12 protein-coding genes are annotated in these 14,405 nt (G+C 60.1%); all 12 read left to right on the forward strand.

Annotation, left to right across the window (positions count from 1 at the left end):
- Positions 1 to 672 precede the first annotated feature (672 nt).
- The gene (locus tag F4U95_RS21200; protein WP_228221999.1) at positions 673 to 1,677 is read left to right on the forward strand and encodes a nucleoid-associated protein; all 1,005 of its coding nucleotides are present in this window, start codon (positions 673 to 675) and stop codon (positions 1,675 to 1,677) included.
- Positions 1,670 to 2,851 (forward strand): hypothetical protein, encoded by a 1,182-nt coding sequence (locus F4U95_RS21205; RefSeq protein WP_150426831.1) that lies wholly within the window; start codon positions 1,670 to 1,672, stop codon positions 2,849 to 2,851. Before F4U95_RS21200 ends, F4U95_RS21205 begins: the two co-directional genes overlap by 8 nt.
- A gap of 453 nt (positions 2,852 to 3,304) precedes the next feature.
- Positions 3,305 to 3,640 carry a hypothetical protein gene (locus F4U95_RS21210; RefSeq protein WP_010338223.1) on the forward strand — a complete coding sequence of 112 codons (336 nt, stop codon included), beginning with the start codon at positions 3,305 to 3,307 and terminating at the stop codon, positions 3,638 to 3,640.
- 74 nt (positions 3,641 to 3,714) lie between these two features.
- Positions 3,715 to 4,977, forward strand: a complete 1,263-nt coding sequence (locus F4U95_RS21215) for a TolC family protein (RefSeq protein WP_150426832.1) — start codon at positions 3,715 to 3,717, stop codon at positions 4,975 to 4,977.
- Between the two features lie 3 nt (positions 4,978 to 4,980).
- Positions 4,981 to 6,138: an efflux RND transporter periplasmic adaptor subunit gene (locus F4U95_RS21220; RefSeq protein ID WP_010338225.1), complete on the forward strand. Its 1,158-nt coding sequence runs from the start codon at positions 4,981 to 4,983 to the stop codon at positions 6,136 to 6,138.
- A gap of 4 nt (positions 6,139 to 6,142) precedes the next feature.
- Entirely contained in the window at positions 6,143 to 9,370 is a 3,228-nt protein-coding gene (locus F4U95_RS21225) for an efflux RND transporter permease subunit (RefSeq protein ID WP_150426833.1), read from the forward strand.
- Between the two features lie 62 nt (positions 9,371 to 9,432).
- Positions 9,433 to 9,927 carry an SRPBCC family protein gene (locus tag F4U95_RS21230; protein WP_125998928.1) on the forward strand — a complete coding sequence of 165 codons (495 nt, stop codon included), beginning with the start codon at positions 9,433 to 9,435 and terminating at the stop codon, positions 9,925 to 9,927.
- On the forward strand, positions 9,920 to 10,543 hold the full coding sequence (locus tag F4U95_RS21235) for a cation efflux transmembrane domain-containing protein (protein ID WP_125998927.1): 624 nt from the start codon (positions 9,920 to 9,922) through the stop codon (positions 10,541 to 10,543). Before F4U95_RS21230 ends, F4U95_RS21235 begins: the two co-directional genes overlap by 8 nt.
- Positions 10,544 to 10,604: 61 nt before the next feature.
- Complete coding sequence (locus F4U95_RS21240; RefSeq protein WP_412458744.1) at positions 10,605 to 10,847, forward strand: TFIIB-type zinc ribbon-containing protein; 243 nt, start codon at positions 10,605 to 10,607, stop codon at positions 10,845 to 10,847.
- 164 nt (positions 10,848 to 11,011) lie between these two features.
- Positions 11,012 to 11,359 carry a hypothetical protein gene (locus F4U95_RS21245; protein WP_125998966.1) on the forward strand — a complete coding sequence of 116 codons (348 nt, stop codon included), beginning with the start codon at positions 11,012 to 11,014 and terminating at the stop codon, positions 11,357 to 11,359.
- A 49-nt stretch (positions 11,360 to 11,408) separates the two neighbouring features.
- Positions 11,409 to 13,895 carry a heavy metal translocating P-type ATPase gene (locus F4U95_RS21250; RefSeq protein WP_211364027.1) on the forward strand — a complete coding sequence of 829 codons (2,487 nt, stop codon included), beginning with the start codon at positions 11,409 to 11,411 and terminating at the stop codon, positions 13,893 to 13,895.
- A gap of 114 nt (positions 13,896 to 14,009) precedes the next feature.
- A complete protein-coding gene (locus F4U95_RS21255; protein WP_228223024.1) occupies positions 14,010 to 14,390 on the forward strand; it encodes a hypothetical protein in 381 nt (126 codons plus the stop codon).
- The last annotated feature ends 15 nt before the right edge of the window (positions 14,391 to 14,405 follow it).

The raw sequence follows: 14,405 nt of genomic DNA on the forward strand, positions 1-14,405 counted from the left end.
AACCCGAGCTTCGCAGCTCACGTAGGAAAACAACCCTTCGCTCCGGTAATCGCCGCCCCGCATCTCAAATCCTTCAACCTCAGTTGAAGGCGTCTGAATCACCTCAAGCGGCTCAAGGAAAGAGCCTTTTTCCGCAACCTGCTAAAGCTCTGCGATAGGCTTCCGGCCACTGTTTGGCCGTGAAAGTCACCATATAGTGAGCAATGCGATCTTCCATTTTCTTCACTCCATAAATCAAGGAGAGAAGTGAAGCGTATTCACGCCGTCAGGCTTTGTAGATTGAATGTGCTTGATCTAAATGAGGAGCAGAAGTATGACATAGAGGAGCAGTCTTGCTGAAAATTGACAAATGTCGGTTGTCAGGAAGTCTGCTCCTGACCCCCTAGAGTTTCCGGTGCTTTTGTCATCAGAGGATCACGGCTGATTTTCAACTTCTGCTCCTCTGGAGGGGGAGTAATGTCAACTTCTGCTCCGATCCCTATTTATCGGCGATTCAGATGAACCTTTCATCGCGTCGAGAAGATTCCTAGCCGAAGCCCAGAGCATGATATCTGCGCTAAATCTGCGACACCTTGCTTATCGCTCGCTCGTGCTTCAAAGTTTTGCGTAACAGTCGGACGTCCCAAGGATTGGTCATGTCCGTCACGGTTTTGGACGTTGGGGGGATTATTGGTGACCGAGATAATTGCGCTTGCGATTCATGACCTGAATCGTAGCGATGCTGGCTATTCTGTCGCACTCTCCAAGAAGTTGCTTGACGTGACCGACACGACGCTTCGCGTCATCTCCACGGTCTATGAACTTTACAACAGCCGGACTTCCAAGTCTCACGGTCGGTTCACAACGGCAGAAGGTTCTCCCACCGAGGGGCAAATCCGTGCCTATGTTGAGGCCAAGGAGAAGGACTTCCTCGGTCTTACCGGCAAGATGATGGATAATCTGGCACGGGAAGCGGGAAAGAAATCTGCTTCAGTCGGCGGGCATGTGTTTTTTGCCCACTTCCGACGGGATGGTTCAGATTTCATGCTCGTCACGGTGGTCACCGACAAGCTGAGCGCGGCCCTGACCAAAAATCATGGAATGGAGGACGTCGAGCACCTCGATCTCGATGGTTTCCGCTTCGCCGGCCGCATTAATCTTACTGCTTGGGCGGACAAGCAGGACCGCTACCTGAGCTTCTTGAAAGGCAAGGGTTCGATATCCGATTATTTTCGTGATTTCCTTGGCTGCGATTCGGCGGTTCTGGAGCGTAAGGACACTCAGAGCCTCGTGGATGCACTGAAGGAATTTACGCTCACTGAAAAGATGGTCGACACCGAGGCGACGGCGTTCCTGTCCGATGCCTTAGATTATCTTGGCAAGGCGAATAAGGCGAAGGAGCCGGTGGATTTCGAAGCTATGGCAAATCGCCTGATGCCGAAGGAACCCGGCAGGCTATCGAAATTTCTGGCCAATACCGATCGTCAGCTGAATGAAGGCTATGTTCCGAACGCCAGCGCATTGAAAGCCCTCGTGAAAGTGACCGCCAAAACGAAGATGTGGTCGGTCGAATTCACGCGTGAAGCAATCGACCAGAGCAAAGTCGTGTTCGACAAGGACAAGAAATCCCTTACGTTGATGGATGTGCCAGACGAGCTGATCAATCAGATGCGCGCCGAAGGGATGATCAGTGATTGATGTTACGTTTGCCGATCTTGTCGAGATATACCGCGCTACGCGGTTCGATGATGAGAACGGCGACGTTCTGACGATCAAGAGCGACCATATGGTGGCAGTTTTAACCGCCATCATGGAGATCGATACGCATTACAACGATGCCCAGATTTCGGTCGAGGACGGCTATGATCTGGCCGTCGGGGCAGAAGTGCCGGTAACGATTGGTCGGCCCAATGTGGCGAAGATGGGCCTGTTGGTTTCCACTTTGGATGATCTGTTCAAGGCGCCTGGCGCCGTGCTCGCGGAGCCTCAGCGGTATTACATCAAGAAAGAACATTACGCGTCGGGTGATAACCCTGTCCCGCCAAAACTGCTTGCGTATCGTGCAGTCTTGGACGTGCTCAAGATACTTCGCGATAGCGCGTCGCTGGTTGATGAAACGATGCGTCAGCTCATTTTCATCGGCAAAGAGAAGGTCGTCGTGCCGATCCAGTTTGGTTCAATGGACCTTCGCGGCGACGTGGTGGGTCAGGCTGTGCGGCTGACGAAGCTGTTCGAAGACGAATTGCACTTGGATGAGAAGCGGACGATTCTTCAGACCACCCTCATCGAAATGGTGCGTTCGCTACGCGACAAGGATCGGTTCGGTTTCCTAATTCGGAATCTAGATCGCCTCGCGAATGAGGTCGAGAAGGGATATCGACTCTTCACCTCGAGCTTCTCGTACTCGAAGATCCGCAATGAGGTTGAAACGGCGCGACTGGATTTCGTGGGCAAGATCCACAAGACCATCGTCGATATCCAAGGCCAGCTCCTTGGCATTCCTGTTGCAACGATCGTCGTGGTTACCCAACTCAAGAAGGTGCCGGCGTCGTGCGGCCTCGAGTTCTGGACGAACCTTGGCGTGCTTATAGGAGCAATCGTCTTCGCGGTGATGTTGGGGATTGCCGGGCTGAACCAGTGGAAGACGCTCAATGTTATCGCGAAAGAGGTGAAGCGGCAAAGCACCCGCCTCAGCGACGACTTTGCCCTGATCGCCGATCAATTCTCTGACGTGTTCGATGACCTCCACGCCCGCATCAAGTGGCACCGCGCTGCTCTTCTTGTCGTTGGCGGCGTTCTGTCGCTCGGCGTGATTATAACGGCAGTCGCAGTCTGGAGGCTTTTGCCGGCCAACGGTTGGCAATGCCTCTAAGGGGATACTGCATGGATTTCCAGCCGTGATCTTCGTCGGAAATCAAGATCGCATCGTAGAAGAATGCATGAGCAATTATCGGGCGGCACTCACGGATTGAGAGGAAGCTTTGGTTCCCCGGATGGTCCGCGGATAAGCGGCATCAGAAAGCTTCTGTCTAAAGTGCAGCCTGATTCCAAAGGATCTGTAATGCCCATAAGACGGGGGGTGGCTATTTTGCAAATTGCGCCTTGTGTCTAGGTCGGTATGCAGATTTATTCGAATGATTCTTGTCTGTGCCATAATGTATATTTGATCGCATCATAGTTTAGGTAAAGTTAATCCGTGATGATATGGTGTATCAGTGCGCTATCATGGCACAATGATCTGATGTAACATTCGGAAACAGTCCAATATGCCGCGATTTTACTTTTGCAGATGACATTCTGCGAAAAGCCTACTATGTAGCCTGTCATGCGCCGCTTAGGACGTTTCCTGCTCTGCCTGCTTTCGTTGTCCATGCTGACGACGACGCTGGTGCATGCCCAGGAAGTTCCTAACGCCCGTGCCCCCACAATCGAGTGCACGGGTTACGTGCATAGCGAAGGGGACGCGGACCAGACGCAGGGTGATGCCGACAAGGCGATCCCGCATCATCATGGCGGTTGCCAGGGTGCTCCGGCTTTCGTTCCGGTCTCTGCAAGCGAAGATATGCTTCCGTTGGCGGTGGACGCGCCTGTGTTCATCCCTGCGCCGATTCCGTCCAAGCGCTGGGCCATCGGCCCCGACCTGCGCCCACCCATAGCCTGACAGAGCCATAATGGACCGTTGCGCCTGAATTCAGGCCGCCGGTCGTCCATGACTCGTGTTCAGGATTCCTATTCATGTTCCGATCCATTGCAGCCTTATTGGCTGCCGTGTCCTGCGTCGCTGTGGCGCAGGCACAGGAGATGCCCGCTGCGGTAGCGGGGGCGTCACCCTATACGCTTGATCAGGCAGTCGCCGCCGCTGGTGGCAGCGCCCCGGCGGCCGAAGCCGCGCAAGCCAATGTCGAAGCGGCCCGCGCCGCACGTACCGTCGCTGGTCTTCGTCCCAATCCCACCGTGCAGACGCAGGTGGAGAATATCGCAGGAAGCGGACCGTATCGCGGCGTTGGTAGCGCCGAGTCGACGGTCAGCATGGCTGTTCCCATCGAACTGGGTGGCAAGCGGTCCGCACGCATCGCGGTCGCTAATGCCCAGACCGACAAGGCGCTGCTAGTCTCGGCGATCACGCAGGCAGACATCAGGCTGCAGATCACGCAGCTGTATATCGAAGCGGCTGCTGCCGAACGGCGTGTCCAAACGGCACGCGATCAGGCGCGGATAGCCGGCGACGCCGCGAACGCTGCGAGTGTACGGGTAAAGGCCGGACGGGCCTCTCCGATCGAGGAGCAGCGCGCTAACGTTGCGAAGATCAACGCCGATGCCGAACTGGTTCGGACTATCCGGCTGGCACAGGCCAGCCGCGCTAATCTCGAGCGTCGGATTGGGCAACCGATGGGCGGACCGCTCGATACGGCTTGGTTGGAGCGCTTGCCACGTGGCTATGGTCCCGAAGTCCCACCGAGCGCGGTAGGTACGCTGGCCCTGGCTGCCGCAGACGCGGACCTTGCCGTAGCTGATGCCAGTGTCCGACTCGCCAATTCTCAACGAGTCCCCAATCTCGAAGCTGGCCCCGGTTTACGCAGGCTGTCAGCCACCAACGATACGGCCCTGATCTTCACGGTCACGATGCCTATCCCGATCTTCAATTCGGGCAAGGCGGCTGTCGCGCAGGCTCGCGCGCAGCGCAATCAGGTGGAAGCCCAGAAGCGTATGACGGCACTCGACGTCGAGCAGGCCATCACCGACGCGCAGACATCGGCATCGAATGCCGCAGTCACTGCACAGACGGCTACTGGTCCTGCCCTTGAGGCAGCTCAGGAAGCGGCTCGTATTGCGCGCATCGGCTATCGCGAAGGCAAGTTCGGCCAGCTCGATCTGCTCGATGCCGAACGTACGCTCGCCCAGACGCGCCTCGCGGCCATCGACGCGCTCGCCTCTTACCAGAATGCCCGCGCGCAGCTGGAGCGCCTGACAGCGCCCGCGCCGGAACAGGGGAACTGATCCATGACATCTAAGAAGATCATCTACGCCGCCTTGCCCCTGTCCCTGATGCTGGCGCTCGCCGCTTGCGGAAGCGGTGCCGAGGAGAATCCGTCCAACGACGCGGCACCCGCTGCTGAAGCAAAGGCAGGGGAGAAAGCCGAAGAGGGCAAGATCACGCTCTCGGCCGATCAGATCGCATCGGCTGGCATTCAGACGGCGCGCCCGATGATGGGCGGCTCGGGCACGATCGAGCTCCCCGCTACCATCGATGGCGACCCTCAGGGCACGCAGGTGGTATCGGCCGCGATCGGTGGCCGCGTGGTTTCGCTGACCCGTAACCTTGGGCAGTCGATCGGTCGCGGCCAGACGCTTGCCGTGATCGAGAGCCGCGAGGCCGCCTCGCTCAACGCCGAGACCGAAGCTGCTCGCGCACGGCTGTCTCTGGCGAACAGCAATCTCGCCCGCGAACAGCGTCTGTTTTCGCAGCGCGTCTCGCCTGAGCAGGATCTCATCGCTGCACGCACCGCAGCGACCGAAGCCCGCATCGCCCTTCGTCTGGCGCAGCAGCAGGTTTCTGCTGCGGGCACGGGTGGCGGCGGCCTCAATCGCATCGGCATCGTGGCGCCTATGTCGGGTCAGGTTATCGGCCGCAGCGTGGTGCTGGGGCAGACGGTCGCGGCGGATGCTGAATTGTTCCGCGTCGCCAACCTTTCGAGCGTGTCGCTTTCGCTCAACCTGCAGCCGCAGGATGCGGGCCGGGTCCGTCCGGGCGCAACGGTGAATATCAAGGCAGCTGGTCGACAGGCGACCGCGAAGGTGACGTTCGTGTCGCCGGCGCTCGATGCCAATACGCGACTGGTTCCCGTCATCGCGACTCTCGACAATCGTGATGGCCTCTGGCGCGTCGGCGAGCCGGTTACGGCATCGGTCGCGCTCACCGGCAGCGGCGGCGATGGCGCGATCCGTGTGCCGCTGACTGCGGTGCAGACAGAGGAGGGCAGGTCGGTCGTCTTTGTGCGGACCAAGACCGGGTTCCAGGCAACCGCCGTCCAATTGGGCGACAGTGCCGGCGACAGCGTGATCATCAAGTCGGGCCTGAAGGGCACCGAGGAGATCGCCACCGTCAATAGCTTCACGCTCAAGGCCGAACTCGGCAAGAGCGAAGCCGCGGAGGACTGAGCCGATGATCGCCCCAATCGTAACATGGGCGGTTCACAAGCGCTGGCTCGTCCTGCTGCTGACCGCCATTGCCGCCGTGATCGGCGCCGCCGCCCTGTCTCGCCTGCCTATCGACGCAGTGCCGGACATCACCAACAATCAGGTGCAGATCAACGTCCGTGCGCCCGCGCTTTCGCCCGAACTGGTCGAAAAGCAGGTGGCGTTCCCGATCGAGACTGCGCTCGCCGGCATTCCGGGCCTCGAATATAGCCGTTCGCTTAGCCGCAATGGTTTCGCGCAGGTGACGGCGGTCTTCTCCGATCAGGCGGATATCTTTTTCGCCCGCCAGCAGGTCGGCGAGCGCCTGACAGGCGTGTCCGAGAACTTGCCCGATGGCGTAACGCCCGAAATGGGCCCGATCGCCACCGGTCTGGGCGAGGTCTATATGTGGACCGTCCGTCTGGAGCATCGCAAGGACGACAAGCACCAGCCGGGTGAACCCGGCATGCAGCCCGATGGCAGCTACATCACGCCGGAAGGCGAACGGCTGACGAACGACACCGACAAGGCGACCTACCTGCGTACCGCGCAGGACTGGATCGTTTCGCCGCTGCTGAAGAACACGCAGGGCTTGGCCGGCGTCGATTCGATTGGCGGCTATGCCAAGCAGTTCCTCGTCGTGCCCGACGTCCAGCGCCTGGCTTCGATGGGGATCACGCTGACGCAGCTCAGCACAGCCCTCGAACGCAACAACACCAGCGTCGGTGGCGGCTTCGTCAATCGCAATGGCGAAGGTCTGGCAGTCCGTGCGGACGCTCTTGTCCGCAACGCTGACGAACTCTCCAAGATCGTGGTGGCCACCCGGGAAGGCGTACCCATCACCCTTGGTCAGGTTGCGTCCGTCCGTACGGGGCAGGCGATCCGCATGGGTTCGGCATCCGAAAACGGCACCGAAGTCGTCGTCGGCACCGCCATCATGCGGATCGGCGAGAATAGCCGCACCGTCGCGACCGCAGTCGCCAACCGGCTGGAGGAGATCAACGCCTCACTGCCGCCAGACGTAATCGTCCAGCCTGTGCTGAACCGTACAGCGCTGGTGAACTCGACCATTAAGACGGTCGCAAAGAATCTGAGCGAAGGCGCGGTCCTCGTCATCGTGGTGCTGTTCCTGCTGCTGGGCAATTTCCGCGCCGCGCTGATCGCCGCCGTCATCATCCCGGTGACCATGATGCTGACCGGCTTTGGCATGTTGCGTGCTGGGGTGTCGGCCAACCTTATGAGTCTTGGCGCTCTCGACTTTGGCCTCATCGTCGATGGCGCCGTCATCATTGTCGAAAATGCCCTGCGACGCATGGCTGAGCATCAGCATCATGAAGGCCGTCTGCTCACCGTGAAGGAGCGGCTGGACACGGTCGCTTCCGCTGCGCGGGAAATGATCAAGCCGTCGGTCTATGGCCAGGCGATCATTATCCTCGTTTATGTGCCGCTGCTCACCCTGACCGGTGTTGAGGGCAAGACCTTCGTGCCGATGGCGCTTACCGTCATCATCGCGTTGGTTTGCGCCTTCATCCTTTCCCTGACCTTCGTGCCTGCTGCGATTGCCCTGTGGCTGTCCAAGCGGATCGAGGAGAAGGAAGGGCGGATCATGGGCTGGCTCAAGGCCCGCTACGAACCCGGTCTCGACCGGGCGATGAATCGGCCTGTCGTCACTGTCGGCGCTGGTGTCGGCGGCTTCGTTCTCGCGATCCTGGCCTTCATGTCTTTGGGCCAGGTTTTCCTGCCGCAGCTCGATGAGGGCGACCTTCTGATTCAGGCTTTGCGTATTCCGGCAACGTCGGTGCAGCAGAGCCAGGCGATGCAGGTGCCGATCGAACAGATGATGTCGAAGCAGCCGGAGGTGAAGTTCGTCTTCTCCAAGACCGGTACGGCCGAACTGGCATCCGACCCGATGCCGCCCAACGCCACTGACATGTTCGTCATCCTCAAGGACCGGAAGGAATGGCCGGACCCCAGCCTGAAGAAGGAGGAACTCATCTCTCGGATCGAGGGGCAGCTCGCCAAGTTCCCGGGCAACGCCTACGAGATCACCCAGCCGATCCAGATGCGCTTCAACGAGCTCATCGCCGGCGTGCGTGGTGATATCGCGGTCAAGGTCTTCGGGGACGACTTCAACTCGATGAACGCGACGGCGGAGAAGATCGCCAGCGTCCTGCGCCGCACGCAGGGGGCTGCCGACGTGAAGGTCGAGCAGACCACGGGCCTTCCGATGCTCGACATCCGCGTCAATCGCGATGCCATGGCCCGCCTCGGCGTTACCGCTCAGGACGTGCAGGACATCGTGAACGCAACGCTGGGGGGCCAGCAGTCGGGCATGATCTTCGAAGGCGACCGCCGTTTCCCGGTGGTGATCCGTCTTTCCGAAGATCAGCGCGCCGATATATCGCTGCTCAGTCAGGTTCAGGTGCCGACGCCGGGTGGGCAGTTTGTGCCGCTGGCCAGCGTGGCGGATATCCGCGTCGTCGACGGTCCAAACCAGATCAGCCGTGAAAACGGCAAGCGTCGCGTTGTCGTTCAGGCGAACGTGCGCGGGCGTGACGTCGGCAGCGTGGTAGCGGACGCACAGGCGGCCATTGGTAAGGAAGTCCGCCTTCCTGCGGGCAGCTATCTCGAATGGGGTGGTCAGTTCGAAAATCTGGCATCGGCTCAGGAGCGTCTGCAACTGGTGATCCCGGCCTGCTTCGTTCTGATCCTGCTGCTGCTTTATGGCGCTCTGGGGTCGGTCCGTGATGCCGCCATCGTGTTCACCGGCGTTCCGCTGGCTCTGGTAGGTGGCGTTCTGGCCCTTTTCCTGCGGGGCATGGATTTCTCCATCTCCGCAGCGGTCGGGTTCATCGCACTGTCGGGCATCGCGGTCCTGAACGGTCTCGTCATGGTGTCCTCCATTCAGGATCTCATGCGAACCGGCATGGACCGGGCTGAGGCGGCGCGGGTCGGCGCGCTTCAGCGTCTGAGGCCGGTGGTCATGACCGCGCTGGTTGCAAGCCTTGGCTTTGTGCCGATGGCTCTGGGTAGCGGCGCTGGCGCTGAAGTCCAGAAGCCATTGGCGACGGTCGTGATCGGTGGCCTGATCTCCGCGACGCTCCTGACCCTGTTCGTCCTGCCGACGCTCTATGCGCGATACGGCCGCACCAGCATGCTCGAGGAGGACGATCCAGAGGTCGAGGTCTCCCCGGCTGCTCAACCGCAGCACTGATGTGACGGGAGGGCAGGAATTGCCCTCCCGCCTCTTCCTGCTCGATGGAAAGGATCAGACCGATGAGAGAGGAAACCATATTCAGTCCCCAGATCTCGCGTATGCGGGCATGGGGGCTGTTGGCCGACCTCAACCAATATGAGGCATGGCACCCGCACTATCGCTTTGGCCCAGGCGTGATCGACCTTGGGAACAAGATCGATATGACCTGGACTGTGATGGGGAAACATGCCTCGCTCGAAGCTAAGATTGTGGCCCATCAAAAGCCGGACAGCATCCGCTGGAGGACAAGGACATTCCCGCTGTTCAGTATCGAAGAGGGGTATGAGCTTTTCGAGAATGAAACAGGACTGCACGTGCGGCACAGTTTCGAATGCACAGGTTTTCTCGGGCTGTGGGCACGCCTGATAGTCCAGGGCCTTCGTCGCCAGATGAGGGAGCAAGACGCAAGTTTCATGGCCTTGGCGAAGCGCGCGGTCCGTGCAGTTCCTCCACCCAATCGTCACAAACGGCGAGCCGCGAATGTGACCAAGGGCAAGGGGAAGGGCGATGGATAGCGCAACGACTGGCGCCGATCAGGGAATGGAGCGCAAGACGCTCTGGATCGTGCTGATCCTGAATGTCCTCATATCTGCTGCCTTCTTTGTCGTGGGCTTCAGTGGAGACTCCAGCGCGCTCATCGCCAATGGTGTCGACAATTTGTCGGATGCTCTCGTCTATGCGCTGAGCCTCGTAGCCCTGAGCCGAGGCGTCATGTGGAAGAGCCGGGCGGCAATGTTCTCCGGCTCTATGCTGTTGGTCTTCGCAGTCGGCATCCTCGTCGATGTCGGCCGTCGATATGTCTACGGCAGCGAGCCCATTGGCACGGCCATGATGGCGATGTCGGCCGTGGCGGCCGTCGTCAACTTCATCTGCCTGAGGCTGCTGCAACGGCTTGAGCAGCCAGACGTCAACATGCGCGCAGCTACAACCTTTAGCTTCAACGACTTCATTTCGAATGGCGGCATTTTGATCGCCGGCGTGCTGGTCTGGTGGCTCGGCACAAACTGGCCGGATCTTCTCGTCGGTGTCGCTACTGCGCTGATCGCCATCAAGGGCGGGATCGAGATCCTCAAGGACGCCCGTAGCGAAATTCGGGAGGCCAAGGGCCGCCCAGAAATCAAGGAGGCCTGACATGACGAACCGTACCCCTTCGAACGGAATGCCCTGTCCGGTGTGCAAGGTCGACCTGCTCATGAGCGAACGACAGGGCATCGAGATCGACTATTGTCCCCAGTGTCGTGGCGTTTGGCTCGACCGCGGCGAACTCGACAAGATCATCGAACGCAGCATCAGCGAAACTCAGCCGGTCGAACGGCGTGAAGGCACGCTTGGTGTGTTTGGCTCAAAGCATGGAAGCGATCGTGGTGACGGCCATGGATCTCGGGGCGACCATCATGGTCGTCGCAAGGGCTTCCTGCGCGAACTGTTCGACTGATGACCAGTTTGGCCGCCGCATCTACCCCTGTGTGCGAGAACGGCCCGCGTCATGGGCGGCTTCCCTTGCCGCCCATGACGACAGTTTACCCTCGAGATCCGGGAAACAACATGCGCCTGAAACAATATCGTTTGAGCCGTCTCTCCCTGACTGGAGGAGTCTTGATGCTCAGCTTGATGGGATGCCAGCAGAATGGCGGCGGTGATGAAAGCCGCCATGATCGCAATTCCATCCCTACGCTCGTCGGGGAGCATCTTTACGCATGCGAAGATGGAACGCAGCTGGACGGCGATTTCCTGGTCGATGGACTGACCCTCGATCTGGCGATCCTGCCGGACCAGAAGCCGATCCGTCTCACCGCGCCCGACACGGGCCTTACCTATGTCGGCGATAAGCTCAATGTCAGCCTGACCGGCGTCGACACGTTGAAGCTCGTACGCGCCGATCAGAAACCGCTGATCTGCAGGAGAACTCGGACGATCAGCAAGCAGGGACGCCTGCATCCACCCTGATGGCGACTGCTTTTACCGAAGATTGAGTGCCCCAACCAGGATGATGGTCATGATTGAAAAACTCCGCCTCGATGTCCCCTTGCTACTCCCTGAAGTCACCGACACAGCTGACGGTTGTGTTTCGCGCCTGATATCCTTGATTGAAAGCCGTCCCGGCGTCGCTGAAGTGCATGTAACGAAGGAGCCGGCCGGTACACTGCCGCAGCTGTGCATCCACTATGATCCGGACGCGATCTCTCTTCCGCGTATCCGGGAGCTGGCGAAGGCGGCGGGAACGCAGATCGCAGAGCGTATCGGCCATGTGGTGTGGGAGGTCGACGGCATTGGTCATCAGAGGCGTGCCAGGTCTATTGGCGAAATGCTGCGCGCGCTGCCAGGCGTGTTCGAAGCCGAGGCCATTCTTCCTGGGACGGTGCGGGTTGAGTTCGATCGCACGAACACGTCGGAGGATGGAATTCTTACGGCGCTTCGCGATGCAGGTGTAAGCCGGAAGGCTCTCACCACTCTGGACAAAAAGCCGTCGGCACATGACCACGACAAGGATCACGATCACCCGGCTGGCGAGAAGCACGACCATGATCATGGGCATGGCGGACTGCTTGGACCCAACACCGAGCTGATCTTCGCTCTGGCCTGCGGCGGCGCGCTGGGGGTGGGCTATCTCATCGAGACGTTCCTGACGGCACCCACCTGGGTTCCGTTCGCTCTCTTCATCGCGGCCTATGTCTTCGGCGGCTTCTACACGGTGCGCGAGGCCATCGAAAATCTACGCCAGAAGCGCTTCGAGATCGACACGCTGATGCTGGTGGCAGCAGCAGGCGCGGCCGCTCTTGGTGCTTGGGCCGAAGGTGCCTTGCTTCTGTTCCTCTTCAGTCTTGGGCATGCGCTCGAGCACTACGCCATGGGTCGCGCCAAGCGTGCAATCGAAGCGCTGGCCGAACTGGCGCCGCGGACGGCTACCGTTCGGCGGATGGACGGTGGCTCCAGTGTCGTACCGGTAGAGGAACTGGTCCTTGGCGACGTGGTCATCATCAAGCCGGATGAGCGTATTGCGGCCGATGGCTTCGTCATCAAGGGTAATTCTGCGGTCAATCAGGCACCTGTCACTGGCGAAAGCATCCCGGTCGACAAGGAGCCGGTCGAAAGCGCGGACGCTGCTCGGGCCAATCCTGATCGCGTCGTTGCAGCAAGCCGGGTCTTCGCCGGGACGATCAACGGCAGCGGCCTGATCGAGATCGAGGTCACGCGGCTGTCGAGCGAAAGCACGCTGGCCAAGGTTGTGAAGATGGTCAGCGAGGCGGAGACGCAGAAGTCGCCCACGCAGCGGTTCACGGATCGCTTTGAGCGCTTCTTCGTGCCCGCAGTCCTTGCACTCGCCTTCCTGCTGCTATTCGCATGGGTGGTCGTCGACGAGCCTTTCCGCGACAGTTTCTATAGGGCGATGGCCGTCCTTGTGGCCGCCAGCCCTTGCGCGTTGGCCATTGCGACGCCGAGCGCCGTGCTGTCGGGTGTTGCCCGTGCGGCGCGTGGCGGCGTCCTGGTGAAGGGCGGTGCCCCACTCGAACTGCTGGGTTCGCTCGACGCTATCGCATTCGACAAGACCGGCACGCTGACGATGGGCGAGCCGCGCATCCAGCAGATCATCCCGGCGCCTGGCGTCACCAGGGAAGAACTGATGGCGCTGGCGGTGGCTGTAGAAAGCCTCAGCGACCATCCCTTGGCCCAGGCAATTGCGCGAGATGGGCGCGAGCATATTGGCGATCATCCAGTTCCGGAGGCTGAAAATCTGAAAAGCCTCACGGGTCGCGGCATCTCGGCTCTTGTCGGTGAGGACGAAGTTCTCATTGGCAAGGCCGAGATGTTCCGCAGCGACGGCATCGCCCCGCTGTCCACCGAGATGGATGCTGCGATCAAGACGCTGCGGGAGGCAGGACAGACCAGCATGGTCGTGCGCAGCGGCTCGCGGGATATGGGGGCTATCGGTCTTCTGGATACGCCGCGCGAAGCAGCCCGCGCGGCGCTGGAACGCCTGCGCGAGATCGGCATCAAGCGGATGATCATGATCTCGGGCGATCACCAGCGTGTGGCTGATGCCATAGGCAAGCAGGTCGGGATCGATGAAGCCTGGGGCGATCTCATGCCTGAAGACAAGGTCGAGGCCATCAAGAAGCTGCGTGCCGAAACCAAGGTCGCCATGGTCGGTGACGGCGTGAACGACGCGCCAGCGATGGCGACCGCAACCGTGGGTATCGCCATGGGCGCGGCCGGCTCAGATGTTGCTTTGGAGACAGCCGATGTGGCGCTCATGGCCGACAATCTGTCGCACCTGCCGTTTGCGGTGGGCCTCAGCCGGAGCACGCGCTGGGTTATCAGGCAGAATGTGTTCGTCAGCCTGGGTGTCGTCGCCTTCCTCGTACCGGCGACCATCCTGGGTCTTGGCATCGGACCGGCTGTCGCCCTTCACGAGGGATCCACCTTGCTGGTGGTCATCAACGCGCTGCGGCTTCTGGCATATCGGGATCCGGTCCGTGCTTGAACAGGATGCGGGTCGCCATCGAGACGCGACGTGAGGATCGGAAAATTCGACGCCATCTTTGTCGGGACAGGCATATTGATATGCGTCGCTCTCGCTGTGGTGGGAGTGTGGGCGATGTCCGGCGGACTGCACGCACCACTTAATGATCCACCCGCCACGAAGCGTATGCACTTCACGATCCAGCCGGGGGAAACGCAGCGGGTAGCAGCCTATGTGGCCGGGGAGGGAACCGTACGGTTCGTAAGCGAAAGTCGCGGCGCAAAGGTCCGCTATCGCCTTCGCCTGGAAGATGGGCACCAAGGTTCAATTCTTGCCGACACAATTGCATCGGGCGCTCAGCGCGGGGAATTACGCCCCCAGCATGGCAGCTTGTACGAATGGTCTTGGAACAACCTATCGCCCGAGCCGGTGCATATCGGCTTTTTTGCCGAGGGCAATTTCGACATCCTGAACCGAACAGGCGCTCGTCAGCCTGAATCCTTGGTGGCCCCCTGATTTTAAGAATTGGGC

This window comes from Sphingobium limneticum, from assembly GCF_008710165.1.
Lineage (GTDB): Bacteria > Pseudomonadota > Alphaproteobacteria > Sphingomonadales > Sphingomonadaceae > Sphingobium > Sphingobium limneticum.